Annotated in this window: 15 protein-coding genes and 2 tRNA genes; 11 read left to right on the top strand and 6 right to left on the bottom strand. The window is 34.0% G+C overall.

Annotated features, from left to right (window positions below; translation table 11 throughout):
* Positions 1–10: 10 nt before the first annotated feature.
* Positions 11–2,347 carry a DUF5916 domain-containing protein gene (locus IEV84_RS00725; RefSeq protein WP_306451624.1) on the bottom strand — a complete coding sequence of 779 codons (2,337 nt, stop codon included), beginning with the start codon at positions 2,345–2,347 and terminating at the stop codon, positions 11–13.
* 354 nt (positions 2,348–2,701) lie between these two features.
* On the opposite strand from IEV84_RS00725, the gene IEV84_RS00720 reads away from it, so the two are divergent.
* The 3 genes from IEV84_RS00720 to IEV84_RS00710 all read left to right on the top strand — a co-directional run bounded on the left by IEV84_RS00720 (position 2,702) and on the right by IEV84_RS00710 (position 3,706).
* Positions 2,702–3,334 carry a murein L,D-transpeptidase catalytic domain family protein gene (locus IEV84_RS00720; RefSeq protein WP_229732554.1) on the top strand — a complete coding sequence of 211 codons (633 nt, stop codon included), beginning with the start codon at positions 2,702–2,704 and terminating at the stop codon, positions 3,332–3,334.
* 141 nt (positions 3,335–3,475) lie between these two features.
* Positions 3,476–3,548: transfer RNA gene (locus IEV84_RS00715), tRNA-Gly, on the top strand.
* Between the two features lie 85 nt (positions 3,549–3,633).
* Positions 3,634–3,706: transfer RNA gene (locus IEV84_RS00710), tRNA-Gly, on the top strand.
* Between the two features lie 37 nt (positions 3,707–3,743).
* On the opposite strand, the gene pepE is transcribed toward IEV84_RS00710, so the two are convergent.
* A complete protein-coding gene (pepE, locus tag IEV84_RS00705; RefSeq protein WP_188491455.1) occupies positions 3,744–4,451 on the bottom strand; it encodes a dipeptidase PepE in 708 nt (235 codons plus the stop codon).
* Between the two features lie 129 nt (positions 4,452–4,580).
* On the opposite strand from pepE, the gene IEV84_RS00700 reads away from it, so the two are divergent.
* The 5 genes from IEV84_RS00700 to IEV84_RS00680 all read left to right on the top strand — a co-directional run bounded on the left by IEV84_RS00700 (position 4,581) and on the right by IEV84_RS00680 (position 7,764).
* Complete coding sequence (locus IEV84_RS00700) at positions 4,581–5,318, top strand: hypothetical protein (RefSeq protein WP_188491453.1); 738 nt, start codon at positions 4,581–4,583, stop codon at positions 5,316–5,318.
* The gene (locus IEV84_RS00695; RefSeq protein WP_188491451.1) at positions 5,305–6,027 is read left to right on the top strand and encodes a peptidase associated/transthyretin-like domain-containing protein; all 723 of its coding nucleotides are present in this window, start codon (positions 5,305–5,307) and stop codon (positions 6,025–6,027) included. The genes IEV84_RS00700 and IEV84_RS00695 overlap by 14 nt, the downstream gene beginning before the upstream one ends.
* Positions 6,017–6,766, top strand: coding sequence for a BamP family beta-barrel-assembly machinery protein (gene bamP / locus IEV84_RS00690; RefSeq protein ID WP_229732552.1), 750 nt, complete (start codon positions 6,017–6,019; stop codon positions 6,764–6,766). The genes IEV84_RS00695 and bamP overlap by 11 nt, the downstream gene beginning before the upstream one ends.
* A 108-nt stretch (positions 6,767–6,874) precedes the next feature.
* Positions 6,875–7,201 (top strand): Sec-independent protein translocase subunit TatA/TatB, encoded by a 327-nt coding sequence (locus IEV84_RS00685; protein ID WP_188491450.1) that lies wholly within the window; start codon positions 6,875–6,877, stop codon positions 7,199–7,201.
* Entirely contained in the window at positions 7,201–7,764 is a 564-nt protein-coding gene (locus IEV84_RS00680; RefSeq protein ID WP_188491448.1) for a phosphatase PAP2 family protein, read from the top strand. Before IEV84_RS00685 ends, IEV84_RS00680 begins: the two co-directional genes overlap by 1 nt.
* A 73-nt stretch (positions 7,765–7,837) precedes the next feature.
* On the opposite strand, the gene IEV84_RS00675 is transcribed toward IEV84_RS00680, so the two are convergent.
* Entirely contained in the window at positions 7,838–8,479 is a 642-nt protein-coding gene (locus IEV84_RS00675) for an O-methyltransferase (RefSeq protein ID WP_188491446.1), read from the bottom strand.
* Positions 8,480–8,735: 256 nt separating this feature from the next.
* Positions 8,736–9,032, bottom strand: coding sequence for a hypothetical protein (locus tag IEV84_RS00670; protein ID WP_188491444.1), 297 nt, complete (start codon positions 9,030–9,032; stop codon positions 8,736–8,738).
* Positions 9,033–9,123: 91 nt separating this feature from the next.
* Between IEV84_RS00670 and rlmN the strand changes: the two genes are divergently transcribed.
* Positions 9,124–10,164 (top strand): dual-specificity RNA methyltransferase RlmN, encoded by a 1,041-nt coding sequence (rlmN, locus tag IEV84_RS00665; protein ID WP_188491442.1) that lies wholly within the window; start codon positions 9,124–9,126, stop codon positions 10,162–10,164.
* A gap of 77 nt (positions 10,165–10,241) precedes the next feature.
* Here the strand turns inward: rlmN and IEV84_RS00660 are convergent, their stop codons facing one another.
* Positions 10,242–11,099 carry a hypothetical protein gene (locus tag IEV84_RS00660; RefSeq protein ID WP_188491440.1) on the bottom strand — a complete coding sequence of 286 codons (858 nt, stop codon included), beginning with the start codon at positions 11,097–11,099 and terminating at the stop codon, positions 10,242–10,244.
* A gap of 179 nt (positions 11,100–11,278) precedes the next feature.
* Between IEV84_RS00660 and IEV84_RS00655 the strand changes: the two genes are divergently transcribed.
* Together IEV84_RS00655 and dnaG are read left to right on the top strand one after the other, a co-directional pair.
* Entirely contained in the window at positions 11,279–12,256 is a 978-nt protein-coding gene (locus tag IEV84_RS00655) for a polyprenyl synthetase family protein (RefSeq protein WP_188491438.1), read from the top strand.
* Positions 12,257–12,407: 151 nt separating this feature from the next.
* Positions 12,408–14,462 carry a DNA primase gene (dnaG, locus tag IEV84_RS00650; RefSeq protein ID WP_188491435.1) on the top strand — a complete coding sequence of 685 codons (2,055 nt, stop codon included), beginning with the start codon at positions 12,408–12,410 and terminating at the stop codon, positions 14,460–14,462.
* Position 14,463: 1 nt separating this feature from the next.
* Here dnaG and IEV84_RS00645 read toward each other — a convergent pair whose 3' ends face one another.
* Complete coding sequence (locus tag IEV84_RS00645; RefSeq protein WP_188491433.1) at positions 14,464–15,093, bottom strand: response regulator transcription factor; 630 nt, start codon at positions 15,091–15,093, stop codon at positions 14,464–14,466.
* Positions 15,094–15,151: the final 58 nt, after the last annotated feature.

Genomic DNA, 15,151 nt, shown 5'->3' with positions numbered 1-15,151 from the left:
TTAATACGGTTTAGAATTTAGTTTTCACCGAATTATAGTCAATAAAATAACGCAAACTAATAGAGAAAATATTAGTCATATTAGCGTTAAAAATAGAGTTGATGTTCTTGTTTAAGTTTCTTTGAATGATATTGGTTTCTTCCTGAGAGTAATTTCGATATAATAATGAAAGCTGGCTGCCAGGAGCAAACCACCAGGAATAAGATAAATCAAAATTCCAGGAATTAAAATTTCTGTTTTTATTGGTATTGTAGCTGTTATTAGCTGTTAAATGCCCATTGTCTTCTAAGTTATAGAAATTTTTATTTGACGAATACGACCAATAATAACGGGCATTAAGGTTTATTGTCATCTTGTTGTTGATGGAGTATTTGCCTGTAAGATTGTTTTGTAAAGTTGATACGTTTCGTTTGGCGAAAATAATCTCGGTATCGTTGTTGTCAACCCAGCCAATATTGTTTCTTTCATTTGTATAATCTGTATAAAAACCGATAGATAATTTATCGTTAAACCGGTATTTAGGACCGGCATAAATTCGGTATGAAAATCGCTTGTTTTCGTCAAATTTTTCGACAGAAGGCGTTATGTCGAATGTTAGGTTGTTGTTTTTATTGGATTCCATTTCTAAGTAAGCAGAAAATTTTCTGGGAATGCTCAAAAACCTGCCTGTTTGGCGCGGTTCATAGAAATCAAATGTTTCAAAGGGAAGTAAATTAATTCCAAGTTGAAAATAGAATAATTTTAAAGTAGTAGCGGTTACAATGGTTTGTATCCAGCTGGTGTTTTGTAATCTGTTAGTGCTGTTGTCAACGTCTAAATTTACTTCCTGTTCGATTTTTAAGGTGTTGAAAAACTTTGTAGGATTTAGAATACGATAGCTGGTATTAACAAAGCCGCTGTAATAATCAGTGTAGAACAAAATCCCCAAATCGTTTGAATCAAAGTTTTTTGAAGTGTATTTTCCGTTAAAAAGGTAGCGGTATTTTCCGCTGGTTTTGGCAAAATTAATAAAGCTTTTAATTCCGTTATAATTTTTAGAATCATTGATGCTACTGTATTTGAAATCGCCTGAAAGATTATAGGTGTTTCCTTTAGTGTTTAAATCAAATACTAATCCCGTAATGTTGGCGTCTCTAAAACTGCCATTACGAGTGGTATTAGTGTTAATGAAAGAAACTGATGAATTTTGTCTGAATCGTTGATCTAATACAAGGATGTTGTAGTTTGTTAAAGGTTCGATAACTTCTGTTCTGGTATTGTTGTTATCCGTGTTTTTTATTGTGGCAAAAGTTTTTTCGGTTACAGCATTAAGAAATCCTATTCCTAAACCGTTTTTTGTTCTTCCGGAGATTTTTAGACCATTAATAAGTTTTACAGTGTTTGGGTATTCAGAAATACTTTCTGTATTTCCTAAACCGCTTTCAACTTCCTCTTTGCTTACAATAGGATTACCGCCAATTCGTCTGGAATAAAATAAATTTCCAATATTAAATAAGTTCGTTCCTTCGGTAAAAAAAGGTCGGTTTTCGTCTAATTTTTGTTCAAAAGGTTGTAGATTTAGAATTGCATTGTCAAATTTAGTTTGTCCAAAATCAGGAATTAAAATGGCATCCAGCGTAAAAGCATCATTAATTCCATATTTAATGTCTAATCCTGCTTTTAGTGTTTTGTCGGCAGAAAAATTGTCTTTTTGGTAATAAGCCGAAGTATAAGGAATTAGAAATAAGCGGGTAGGTGTATTGATATTTTCTATTCCTTCCAATATTCCTGATTGAGTCAATACGGCTCCTATTCTGGTGTCGATATGATTCCAAGTGAATTTTTGCGCATTTCTTTTAATTTCGCGCATGAAATTGATTCCCCAGATTTGTTTTTTGCTTTTAGGAAAACGGATTGCAGCATAAGGAATTTTCATTTCTACCGTCCAGCCAAAAGAAGTTAATTTGACATTGCTTTGCCATATAGCATCCCAGGTAAAATCTTCGGTTTCTTCGGTGGCCAAACAATCCATTTGTACCCCGGTAGAACTCACATAAAATCGATAATCCTGTTGCCCGTCATTAAATCCGTTTATAAAAACGGCAAAATGATCGGCTACGCCAAATACATCTCTTTCTGTTAATTCGCGTTGGATTTTGTCAGGTTCGTCATCATACATAACAGCCGAAATATATATGGCTTCATTGTCATATACAACTTTGACTTCTGTTTTTTTATTTTCGCTTATGGGTTTGCCGTTATCGGGTTCAAACATAATGAAATTGGAAGCGACCTCAGTATTTTGTGTCCATTCGTCTTCGTCAATTTTTCCGTCAATAGCAAGTTCCTTTGTCTTTGATTTTGCCAAAACACTCTTTTTTTGGGCAAAAAGACTCAGGTTTAATAACGCTAAGAGACAATATATTGATAAACGGAATAACTTCATGCAGGAATGATATCTTAGGCAAAAATAAGAAAACTAGTGAAATTAACAACTTTTTAACAGCTATATGTGTAATAAAAGAACTACTAACAGGTTAAAACTATCTTATTAATGTTGTTTTGTTTTTTTATAGAGTGCTTTTTTTATATTTTTGGCAGCATAATTAAGTTTTTAAGTAATTAGTATTCAATGGTTTGTAGGGGTTTTTTGGGTTGTTTGTTGCTCGTGTTTTTCTTAGGAACTACTAATGTCTTTTTTTCAAAAGAAAACAAAAAAGAGGTGATTATCAAGACGCATCAGTTGAGTGATTTTACAGAGCCAAGCATAGAGGAGATTTATAATAAGTTGCATTCGGTAAATTATGATTTGCCTAAGTTAGAAAGTTTTAAGAAGGCTTTAGAAGGTTTTTATAAGTTAAAGGCTCAGGGAGTTGTTTCTAAAAATATAATTACCCTGATTGATTTTAGCATGTCGGCTAATGTTAAAAGGCTTTGGGTGATTGATTTGGATACTGATGTTATTTTGTATCATTCTCTGGTAGCTCATGGCAGAAATACCGGAGGAGAGTTTGCGAATAGTTTTTCTAATGCTCCGGAATCGTATAAAAGCAGTTTGGGTTTTTATGTTACCGGTGAAGTGTATAATGGAAAGCATGGAAAGTCGTTGAAACTGGATGGTTTGGAAAAAGGAATCAATGACAATGCCAGAGGAAGGGCAGTTGTTGTTCATGGTGCTGATTATGTTTCGGATGCTTTTATTCATAACAACAAAAGATTGGGAAGAAGTCTTGGCTGTCCGGCAATTCCTGTAGAAATAACTGAAGAATTGATTCGTACTATCAAGGATAAATCCTGTTTGTTTATCTATTATCCTTCAGAATCGTATCAGCATTTGTCAAAATTGGTTTCCTAGATTGTTTTTTTTGAAAAAAAACTTAGGGGTAACAGTTTCGTTTTAAAAAAGTTATGCTTTAAAATGTTTTTGAGATAAAAAAATATGCTTTAAAAATTTGTTTTCAACTTAACTTATTCTTTATATTTGCACCACGCTAATGCGGAAGTAGCTCAGTTGGTAGAGCTCCAGCCTTCCAAGCTGGTTGTCGCGAGTTCGAGCCTCGTCTTCCGCTCATAGAAACCGAAATTTAATAGTTTCGGTTTTTTTAAAATAAAATTTGGAGGTGTTTGAATAATTTGTATATTTGCACCCGTTATGCGGAAGTAGCTCAGTTGGTAGAGCTCCAGCCTTCCAAGCTGGTTGTCGCGAGTTCGAGCCTCGTCTTCCGCTCATAATAGAAAGCCGAAACTTCATAGTTTCGGTTTTTTTATTGTATAAAACTCAATTCTGAGTTTGGTTTTAGTTCAATCGGAATTCGGTTTTTTTGGAATAATTTAGCTGATAATTTTCCTTTCAAAATTATTTTTCCTTCTTTTATCTTGAGCCAACTCCCTTCTTTTAGTCCCAGAACAGGAAAATTATTGAATTGGTGAAATTCGTTGATTCTGGTTTCACGGGTCTCTCCCATGTGTGTTGATTGGGAATCGGTATCCAGAAAATGTACATTTAAATTAAAAGGAATCAATCCCAGGGTTTGAAAACTTGGAGGATAAACAATAGGCATGTCATTGGTAGTTTGCATGCTGAGTCCGGCAATATTGCTTCCGGCACTGGTACCAAGATACGGAGTTCCTTTTTCCAGCGTTTCTTTTAATGTAGTCATGATTTTTTCATGGTACAGTTGTTTTACCAGCAGGAAAGTGTTGCCTCCGCCTGTAAATATGCCTTCGGCATTTTGAATGGCTAGTGCCGGGTTTTCGTATTCGTGAATCCCTTTTATGGAAATATTGATTTTGGCGAAAGCCGAAGCTGTTTTTTGGGTGTATTCCTCATGCGTAATTCCGCTTGGTCTGGCGTAAGGAATAAATAGTATAGTTTTGCAATTTTTGAAATGTAGTTTTAATTTAGGGAGAAGGTATTCTAAGTAGCTGCTTCCATAAAGGGTGGAGGTACTGGCTAATAGTAGGTTTTTCATTGTTTTTTTTGATTTAAAGATATAAAAACGATTAGCTTTTTGGGTGGATTTATTAACAAATTTTTATCAGCTCCTTAGTATCAAATTGGGATGGGTCTGATTTATTTTTACTGCTTGAGAATGTGTAAGATGAAAGGATTTGTGGTTGCGTTTTTTATTTTGTTTGCTACAGTTGTTTTTGGGCAGGCAAATAAAGCTCCTGAGATAAAAGGTCAGGTGAGTGCTAATGTGCTAAATTTGGATAACATCTATGTTATTAATTTAGCATCGGAGCAAACGGTTTTTACAGATACAAACGGAGAATTTGTGATTGAGGCTAATGTGGGCGATACTTTGCTTTTTTCGAGCTTGCAGACTAAGCGTAAAGAATTAGTATTGTGCAGTGAAGATTTTCAGAAAACCATTTTAAATGTATATTTAATTCCAATGGTTCATGAGTTGAATGAAGTAGTGGTTAGAAATTATAATTCCATTAGTGCGGAATCGCTTGGAATTGTTTCTTCAGATCAAAAAAAATATACACCGGCCGAAAGAAAATATGCTACTGCGAGTTCGGCACGATTAAATCCGATGGGTTTAGATCCTGTAATTAATCTTATTTCGGGTCGTAGTAAGATGCTGAAAAAAGAGATAGCAATCGAGAAAAAAGAATCTTATATGGTGATGTTGGAAAAAATGTTTGACAGGGAACATTTTATTAATACATTGCAACTGCCTTTGGAGTATATAAAAGGTTTTGAGTATTATGTGGTGGATAATGAAAAATTTACCAAAATATTAGAGATGAAAAATAAAACTACAATTGAATTTTTGTTGGGAGAATTGGCAGTAAAATACAAAGCGATAATTGCCCTTGAAAACAAATAATCTTTTTTTACTATTTCTTTTTTTATTTTGTCAGATTGTTTTTAGTCAGGATGACAGAAAACAAATTCACGGAATCATTCGTGTTGATTCAACTTTGGTTGAAGGTGTTAATATTGTGAATGAGACTACTCAAAAAACAACTTCAAGTGATGTGAATGGGAGTTTTATGCTTTTAGTAAAAGAAGGTGATCAACTGCTGTTTTCTGCTGTAAATCTTGTAACTTTACGTAGAAAGATAGTCCGGGCCGATTTAGAAAAAGCTGTTTTAATGATTCAGTTACAAATTGAAAGTATTCCGCTCAAAGAAGTAATTATCAAAGAAGATTCTAAGATTAGTGCTGAAAGTTTAGGGATTATTCCAAGTGGACAAAAAAAATACACGGTTGCCGAAAGGCGATTGTATTCTGCAAGATCGGGTTTTTTAGACAGACCTTTAAACTGGATGTCGGGAAGAACTGCTATGTTGAAAAAAGAGTTAATTGTTGCTGAAAAAGAACAATTGATGGCTAAATTAGAATATCTTTTTGAAGAAAATTTTTATATTGAGACATTAAAAGTTAAAAAAGAATATATCAGGGATTTTCAGTTGTATTGTATCGAAAATAATGATTTTGTATCTTCATTAAAATCAAAAAATAAAACCCTGTCCAAGTTCTATATTTTAACTCTGGCTAAGAATTATAATAAAATAACGGTATATGAAAACTAAAGTAAGCATTTTAATTTTTCTTCTCTTTGCTCAATTTTCTTTTAGTCAAATAGGTGCGCAAAGAACACTTAAAGGACAGGTGCGAAATAATTTGGTTCCGGTTGAAAACGTAATTGTTTTTAATGTGAATTCTAATGTGGGAGATGTGGTAGATCAATTCGGACTTTTTGAAGTCAAGGCAAAAGTTTATGATACCTTAGTATTTTCCAGTTTGTCTTTTAAATCGAAAAGAATTGTTCTTACCGAAGCTGATTTTGCTGCGCCTAAGCTGATTGTGAATTTGGATATTTTTACGAATGAACTGGCTGAGGTTTTAATTCGGGCCAAGAAGGAATTAAGCCCGCTTGAAGGGAATACGCAAAAATATGTTGATATGAAATATTTTGACGATGCTAAATCTTCTCCTAAAAATAAAACTTTACCTCCTATAGGTGGTATAGAAAACGGGGTCGATTTTGTAAGGATTTATAAAGACGTACTAGGTGTTTTAAGAAAAAATAATCCGCAAAAAGTCGATTTTTACAAAGAAACTAGTTTTTCTGAAGTGGTAATGAATAAGGTGAATTACAGCTTTTTTTCTAATACTTTGCATCTAAAGGATGATGAGATTAAATTGTTTTTGATTTACTGCGAGAACGATTCTAAGTCAAGACAACTGATGCAGCCAAGTGAAGAGTTTCGATTAATGGATTTTCTGGTTACTAAGAATGTAGAGTATCAAAAAATAACAAAACACTAGAAGAACAGTATTTGTTTGAAAAAACATTGGTTTTTTATTTTAAGAAAAAATTTAAAAATAGACTTTTTTAATTTTGGTATATTTGCATTTTAAAAAAATAGATAGAATATGTTTGGTATTGGAGGAGGAGAGTTAATCTTTATAATGTTTGTAGTGTTGTTGTTGTTTGGGTCGGATAAAATTCCGGAAATTGCCCGTACAATGGGAAAAGCGATGGCGCAATTAAAAAATGCCACAAATGATATCAAACATGAGATTCAAAAAGGAGCAGAAGAAAACGGTTTAGATGCAAAATCATTGTCAGAAATGACAGGTGGTATCAATACTCAAATTGATAAGATAAAAGAAGATGTTTTAGGAGATGGTGTTGTTCAGGCAACTAAAATCAAAGAAGATATTGAAGATATCACAGGTCCTGTAAAACGTAGTCGATAATGTTAGACAAACTCCTTTCTTTAGATATTCAACTATTAGTCTATTTGAATGGACTAGGTTCTGAATCTTACGATGGTTTGTGGCTTTTTATAACTAAACAAACCAATTGGATTCCACTTTTTTTACTGTTGCTTTATATTATTTACAGAAAAATCGGAGGTAAGCAAACTTTGTATGTTCTTCTGTTTATTGCACTGCTGATTTTAATTACCGATCAATGTACTAATTTGTTTAAACATGGAGTTCAGCGATTACGTCCTTGTAATAATCCCGATATTTATTCGATAATCAGGGTGGTTAAAAAAACAAAATCGTTTAGTTTTTTCTCAGGACATGCGGCCAATAGTATGGCGGCAGCGGTGTTTATTTATCATCTGATTAAGCCGTATTTTAAATATACGTTTTTGTTGTTTCTCTGGCCTTTAATTTTTGCCTACAGTCGTATTTATTTGGGGTTACATTATCCTTTAGATATATTATCGGGTTATTTATTTGGAGCGTTAACAGGATGGTTTGTTTTTAAAATATATCAATTTACACAAATAAAATATTTTCCGCTTTAAGAGTTTTATCAAAATTTAAAAACGCATATCCGTAAACTATGAATATGCGTTTTTTTAAATAAATAATAATATCTTAAAGAACTCTGCTTACTGTTAATCCATCGCGAATAGGGAGTAAAACGGTTTCAACCCTTGGGTCTTCTTTTAATAATTTATTGTAATCGAGTAAGACTTTTGTGCTGATGTCTTTTGGATGTAAAGGTTCTAAAACTTTTCCACTCCAGAGTACATTGTCTGATAAAATAATACCTCCTTTGTTCATTCTGGGAACAATCAGTTCAAAATAATTCAGATAATTTTCTTTGTCGGCATCAATAAAAACCAAATCAAATTTAATGTCAAGTGTGGGGATTATGTCAATTGCTTCTCCTAAATGCTGTACAATTTGATTTCCCCAGGGGGATTTATCAAAATGTTTTCTTTGAAAATCGACTAACTCTTCTTTGATGTCTATGGTGTGCAACTGACCATTTTCCTGCATTCCTTCGCATAAACACAATGCTGAATAACCGGTGTAGGTTCCAATTTCAAGAATGTTTACCGGGCGTATCAGTTTTGAGAGCATACTCAAAACACGTCCTTGAAAATGCCCGCTAAGCATTCGGGGTAAAAGAATTTTTTGATAAGTTTCTTTGTTTAATGCTGCTAATAATTCTGGTTCGTTTTCAGAATGTTGTTCAACATAATCTTCTAATTCCTGGGATATGAAATGCATTATTTTAGACTTTTTATAGGGTCGCGTTGGGAGTTAAAAATTTTGATTATTCTAATTTGGTTGCTTTCAAATTGATATAAAATTTTGTAATTGCCTTCAATTATTCTTCTGCAATCTTTTCTGTATTCATCAATTTGAAATTGTTCTGGAAAAATAATTTGTTCAGGAGCTTTATAAATAGCTTTAAATTTGGAATCTGAAATTATGGTTCTAAGTTTTTTTTAGGTCGTTTAATGCGCTAATTGACCATTTAATTTCATATTTCATTTTTCCAACTTTTGATTTCTTTTAAAAGTTGTTCATGAGAAATAGACCTGCCATTTTTAAAATCTTCAATTCCTTTGTCGATTTCCTGATTGTATTCTTCTAGGGTTAAAGGTTTTCCTGTTATGTTGTACGCTACTATAGATTCGTCAACAGTATTGTTTTTAGTTTCGACTATTGGTTCTTCATTCAAATAATTATCAAAAACAGATGAAACGATACGTAATAAACGTTCGTCCGCATTCTCAATTTGCATTTGAATTTTTTGTTTTAATTCTGGAAGTCCCATGACGGATTGTTTTATAAAACAAAGTTACAAAATATAATTTTGTGGCTTAGAAAAATTCAGTATAATTCAAAATTGTAATTAACTTTGCGCCATGATTGAGAAAAAAGACATACGGGCCTTATCTAAAGAAGAATTACGCCATTTTTTTGTGGCGAATAATGATAAAGCATTTCGTGGAAATCAGGTTTATGAATGGTTGTGGAGTAAGGGTGCGCACAGTTTTGAAGATATGACTAATATCTCCAAAGGAACTCGTGGAATGCTCGAAGCCAACTTTGTTATCAATCACATTAAAGTTGATACCATGCAGCGTTCGGATGACGGAACGGTAAAAAATGCGGTTCGTTTGCATGATGGTTTGGTGGTAGAATCGGTTTTGATTCCTACAGAAACACGTACTACAGCCTGTGTTTCGAGTCAGGTGGGTTGTAGTTTAGATTGTAATTTTTGTGCTACTGCCCGATTAAAAAGAATGCGAAATTTAGAGCCAGCCGAGATTTACGATCAGGTTCTTGCCATAGACAGAGAAAGTCGTTTGTACTTTAATCATCCTTTGTCGAATATTGTTTTTATGGGAATGGGTGAGCCATTGATGAATTATAATAACGTAATCAAAGCGATTGATATGATTACTTCGGAAGAAGGATTAGGGATGTCACCTAAGCGTATTGTAGTTTCTACTTCGGGGATTCCAAAAATGATTAAGAAAATGGCCGATGATGAGGTGAAATTCAAATTGGCAGTTTCGCTGCACTCGGCAATTGACGAAATCCGAGCCCGAATTATGCCTTTTTCTAAAAATTTCCCGTTGACTGATTTGCGTGAAGCTTTGGAATATTGGTATAAGAAAACTAAAAGCAAGATTTCTTATGAATATGTGGTTTGGAAGGGAATTAATGATAATAAGGCTTCGGTGGATGCTTTGGTGAAATTTTGCAAATATGTGCCTTGTAAAGTGAACCTGATTGAATACAACCCGATTGATGATGGAGAGTTCCAACAGGCTTCGGAAGAATCGATTAATGCTTATGTCAAAGCGCTTGAAGCTATAGGTATTGTAGTTAAGGTGAGAAGAAGCCGGGGTAAAGATATTGATGCGGCCTGCGGGCAACTGGCCAATAAAGAAGCTTAATTTTTTTAAATAAAAAAGCATCCGATTGTTGAATTAAAAAGAAACAATAATCGGATGCTTTTTAGTTTTTAGGACTGTTATTTTCTTAAAGAAATTTCGGTTCTTACATTGTCGATAGTTATTGTTGCGAGGGAGTCGCAATCGCCATCTCCAAAATCTAATGTTGCAGTTGAATTGTTTTTAGTTATTGTTTTAGTTCCGGAAATCGGGAATGGAGATCTGCAACTCATCTCAAAACGTAATGGATTAGTAATTGTACAAGTAATTACGGTTCCGTCTTTTTTAGTAATATTGCTATTTCCTGTTACTAAGAAAACATTGTCTTCCCATTCCAGTGGAGTGCTGAATCCTTCGACCATTTCTCTTGTTCTGGTTCCTGTTATTTTATAAATTTTCCCATCATCAAATGTCACAGTCATGTCAATTGAGTGTGTCATAACAGGATGGATTTCATTAAGTAAATCAGTTGTTTTTTTTGTGTAAGTTGTGTTTTTATTTCCTTCAATTAACTTTCCATTGTGGTAGAATCCTTCAAAAGTATAGGAAATTGAATGTGTCGAAGTACTAAAATCATTTGTAAAACTAATAATGATTTTTCCTTTGATAGTATTGCCGTTAGCTAAGGTACATCCTTCTGTGCCAAAATTGATAGTTCTTGTCCAGACATTGTTAGTTAAAACTGTGTTGATGGTTGCGCAGCTGGGCAAGATACTTTTTCGGTAACTGTCAATTTTTCCTGAGATACTTTGTTGCGCATTAAATTGGTCTTCGGTAATGGCATCGATATCTTCCAGCGAAGTGTCGATTTTTGCAGTTAATGCTACATCATCAGAAGAAACTACTGCTGTATTATCAGCTGTAGCGTCGTTGGAACTACAACTGAAAAAAGTTAGTATGGTAAAAAACACTGCGATTAATAAAATTTTTGTTTTCATAATTCTTAGGTTTTTGGTTTAGAGTAAGATGGCGAAATTTTTAAATGGTTTAATGGGGCAATTTTGTAAATTTTAAAAACGCAATTTTGAGTTTTATAGTATAAAATTAACTAATAAAATAGATAAGTATTTAAAAAAGCGAATGTCTTTTTATTTAAAATAGTATATTTGAAACCTAAATGAATGTCACTTCTCAAATAAAACAGCCCATATTTAATGAGATGGAACTTTTTGAAAAAAAGTTCTATGAGTCGATGTCTTCCCAAGTGGCGCTGTTAAACAGAATTACTTATTACATTGTTAACAGAAAAGGAAAACAAATGCGTCCGATGTTTGTTTTTCTAACCGCTAAGATGATTTCCGGTGGAAGTGTAAACGAAAGAACCTATCGAGGCGCTTCGGTAATTGAGTTGATTCATACTGCAACTTTAGTTCATGACGATGTGGTGGACGACAGTAACCGTCGTCGAGGATTTTTCTCCATTAATGCACTTTGGAAAAATAAAATTGCCGTTTTGGTTGGTGATTATTTGTTATCGAAAGGATTGTTGCTTTCGATAGACAATGGTGATTTTGATTTGCTTCAAATTATTTCTGTCGCTGTTCGCGAAATGAGTGAAGGAGAATTATTGCAAATAGAAAAAGCTCGAAGATTAGATATTACCGAAGGAGTTTACTACGAAATTATCCGAAAAAAAACCGCTACGCTTATTGCGGCTTGTTGTGCATTGGGAGCCAAATCGGTTTCTGAAGATACGGTTCAGGTGGAGAATATGCGAAAGTTTGGTGAATTGATAGGAATGGCTTTCCAGATAAAAGACGATTTGTTTGATTATACAGAGGAGGCTATTGGAAAACCTACAGGGATTGACATCAAAGAGCAAAAAATGACTCTGCCTTTAATTCATGTTTTGAATAATTGTACTTCTAAAGAAAAGTCGTGGTTAATTAATTCGATTAAAAACCACAATAAAGACAAAAAGAGAGTCAAAGAAGTCATTGCTTTTGTCAAAAATAATAACGGTCTGACCTATGCCGAAAATAAAATGGTCGAATTCCAACAAGAAGCTCTTTCCTTACTTCAAAATTATCCTGATTCCGAATTCAAAGACGCTTTAACTTTGATGGTGAATTACGTGATTGAGAGAAAAAAATAGACAATTTCAATATCAAAAATCAATTTTAAAAAACTGGATTTAAAGTTAATATTGAAATTGAAAATTGTCATCACCATTGTCATTGCTATTGCTATTGAAAATTACCATTGATATTGTATCTTTGATGCTTTCCAACTTTATTCTTTAAAAATTGATTTCAAAAGCTACGATAGATACTGTTTTCGAAACTGCCCGTGTTGAGGAAGTTATTGGTGATTTTGTGCAATTAAAACGTGCCGGAAGTAATTTTAAAGGACTGAGTCCGTTTTCTGATGAGCGCTCGCCATCGTTTATGGTTTCGCCGGCTAAAGGAATCTGGAAGGATTTTAGCTCGGGAAAAGGAGGTAATGCTGTGGCTTTCCTGATGGAACACTCACATTTTACGTATCCGGAAGCCATTCGTTATTTGGCTAAAAAGTACAATATCGAAATTGAGGAAACCGAGCAAACCGATGCTGAAAAGGCCAATATGGATGCTCGTGAAAGTATGTATTTGGTTTCTGAATTTGCAAAAGATTATTTTCATAAAACCCTATTAAATACCGAAGAAGGAAAAGCAATTGGACTTTCGTATTTTAAAGAAAGAGGTTTTACTCTTGATACTATTGAAAAGTTTAGTTTAGGATATTCGCCTGAAGCCTGGGATGCTTTGACTAAAGAAGCTTTAGGGAAAGGTTATAAATTGGAATTTCTGGAGAGTACCGGTTTGACCATTCCGAGAGAAGACCGTCCTTTTGACCGATTTAAAGGTCGTGTGATGTTCCCTATCCAAAGTATGTCCGGAAGGATTTTAGGTTTTGGAGGACGAATCTTGACCAATGATAAAAAAGCGGCAAAATACCTGAATTCGCCTGAGAGTGAAATTTACCATAAGAGTAAAGTGCTTTACGGAATTTTTCAGGCCAAACAATCTATAGCCAAATTGAACAATTGTTTTTTGGTGGAAGGTTATACTGATGTGATTCAGTTCAATCAGGCGGGAATTGAGAACGTGGTGGCTTCTTCGGGAACGGCATTGACTCCGGACCAAATTCGCTTAATCAACCGATTGACCAGAAATATTACCGTTCTTTTTGATGGTGATGCTGCGGGACTTCGTGCTTCAGTTCGAGGAATCGATTTGATTTTGGAAGAAGGGATGAATGTTAAGGTTTGTACTTTTCCTGATGGAGAGGATCCGGATAGTTTTGCTAAGAAAACACCACACGATGAGTTGGTGGCTTATCTGGAAAATAACGCTAAAGATTTTATCCAGTTCAAAGCTTCACTTTTGATGGATGAAGCTAAGAACGATCCTATCAAGAAAGCTGATTTGATTCGTGATATGGTCGGAAGTATTTCTAAAATACCGGACCGTATTCAACGTGAAGTTTACATTCAGGAATGTTCCCGTATTATGGATATTTCGGAGCAGGTGCTTATTAGTACTTTGGCTCAGTTAATTCAAAAAGATGCTACTGAAGTTGCTAAAAAGCAAAAACAAGAGCAAAAACCTTTTGAAGTTCTTAGAAATCCAAACCCAAAAAGTGCGGGCTATTCAGGAGGAGATCCGGAAGATCCCAGATTTGGTCCACCGGAGGATTATCCGGGAGAACCAGGGTATGCAAGCGAGCCTACAGAAAGAGTAGATGTTTTGTATCGTTTGGAACGCAAAATAATCGAGATTTTACTTTTGTACGGAAATAAAACCGAAGAGTTTGAGGATGTCTTGATGAAAACCAACGATGAAGGTGAGATAGTGAATGTTTCTGAAATGAAATCCTATAAAGTTTTTCAGCGTATTTATTTGAGTTTGCAGGAAGATGAGGTAGAATTAGCCAATCCTTTGTTTCGCGGTATTTTTAATGATTTGATTAATTATTATCTTCAAAATGACAGCTTTAGTTTAGAGCAGTATTTAATGCGTTTGCCGGCTGAATATGCTCAGGAAGTTACTGATATTCTGATGGAAGACGAGCGTTTAGTAATGCACAACTGGGAAGGACAAAATATTTTTCCAAAAACCAAGCAGGATACCATAAGTCAAAATGTTTCTGAAACCATTTTAACCTTAAGGTGGTACTTAGTTGGGCGAATCATTGAGGAATTAAAAAACTCCATATCACCTGATCAGGATAATATGGAGTCTATGATGATGATAAAAGATTATAATGAACTCACTCGTGCTTTTTCAAAAAAACTCGGCAGAGTCATGTCTCGTTTTTAAATTAAACGATTTCTAAACTTTTAGCTTTGTTTACTAAGTCAACTAAATTAGTAACATTTAGTTTAGTTAATAAACGTAATTTGTACGTACTGATAGTTTTTTCGTTTAGACTTAAGATTTCTGCAATCTCGTGGTTTTTCTTACCACCACTTAAATAACGTAAAACCTCTACCTCACGGTTAGAAAGTTTACGGTACAGGCGCTCGCTTTTACTTTGTTTAGCAATTAAAGCCAGGTTTTTCTTAACTGTTTCGTTCATGATAATTTTACCTTGATGAACTTTGATTATAGATTGCCCAAGAGTCTCTAATTTCTCTTTTTTGTGAACATATCCGGAAACTCCAGCTTTGATGGCATTTGGAGCATAAATTTGTTCAGAAAGTCCGCTGAAAATAATAATTTTAGTTTTAGGGAAATTCTTTAAAAGCGATTTAACTTCAAAAATACTCGAAAGACCTTCTAGTTCTAAGTCTAAGACAAGAACGTCAATTTCTTTTGTTAAGAGTATATCTCTTATCATCAAAAAACTACCTACATTAGCAGTTATTGAGATGTCTGAATGGTCTTTGAAGTACGACTTTACTCCAAAATGTACTACCGGAAAATTATCGGCTAGACAAACTTTAATCATGATTTTATTTTTTTAGGGTTGTTTATTTGTGTGAAATGTATATATAAATTTAGGTAAA

This window comes from Flavobacterium palustre (genome assembly GCF_014639535.1).
In the GTDB taxonomy this organism is placed as follows: Bacteria; Bacteroidota; Bacteroidia; order Flavobacteriales; family Flavobacteriaceae; genus Flavobacterium; species Flavobacterium palustre.
Note: the sequence above shows the minus strand (reverse complement) of the source record. Positions and strands in the feature narration are given on the sequence as shown.

What these genes read in the sequence shown, in the direction of transcription:
- pepE (WP_188491455.1), bottom strand. Translation starts at nt 4,451, where the DNA reads ATGAAAAACCTACTATTAGCCAGTACCTCCACCCTTTATGGAAGCAGC.
- IEV84_RS00700 (WP_188491453.1), top strand. Translation starts at nt 4,581, where the DNA reads ATGAAAGGATTTGTGGTTGCGTTTTTTATTTTGTTTGCTACAGTTGTT.
- bamP (WP_229732552.1), top strand. Translation starts at nt 6,017, where the DNA reads ATGAAAACTAAAGTAAGCATTTTAATTTTTCTTCTCTTTGCTCAATTT.
- IEV84_RS00685 (WP_188491450.1), top strand. Translation starts at nt 6,875, where the DNA reads ATGTTTGGTATTGGAGGAGGAGAGTTAATCTTTATAATGTTTGTAGTG.
- IEV84_RS00680 (WP_188491448.1), top strand. Translation starts at nt 7,201, where the DNA reads ATGTTAGACAAACTCCTTTCTTTAGATATTCAACTATTAGTCTATTTG.
- IEV84_RS00675 (WP_188491446.1), bottom strand. Translation starts at nt 8,479, where the DNA reads ATGCATTTCATATCCCAGGAATTAGAAGATTATGTTGAACAACATTCT.
- IEV84_RS00670 (WP_188491444.1), bottom strand. Translation starts at nt 9,032, where the DNA reads ATGGGACTTCCAGAATTAAAACAAAAAATTCAAATGCAAATTGAGAAT.
- rlmN (WP_188491442.1), top strand. Translation starts at nt 9,124, where the DNA reads ATGATTGAGAAAAAAGACATACGGGCCTTATCTAAAGAAGAATTACGC.
- IEV84_RS00660 (WP_188491440.1), bottom strand. Translation starts at nt 11,099, where the DNA reads ATGAAAACAAAAATTTTATTAATCGCAGTGTTTTTTACCATACTAACT.
- IEV84_RS00655 (WP_188491438.1), top strand. Translation starts at nt 11,279, where the DNA reads ATGAATGTCACTTCTCAAATAAAACAGCCCATATTTAATGAGATGGAA.
- IEV84_RS00645 (WP_188491433.1), bottom strand. Translation starts at nt 15,093, where the DNA reads ATGATTAAAGTTTGTCTAGCCGATAATTTTCCGGTAGTACATTTTGGA.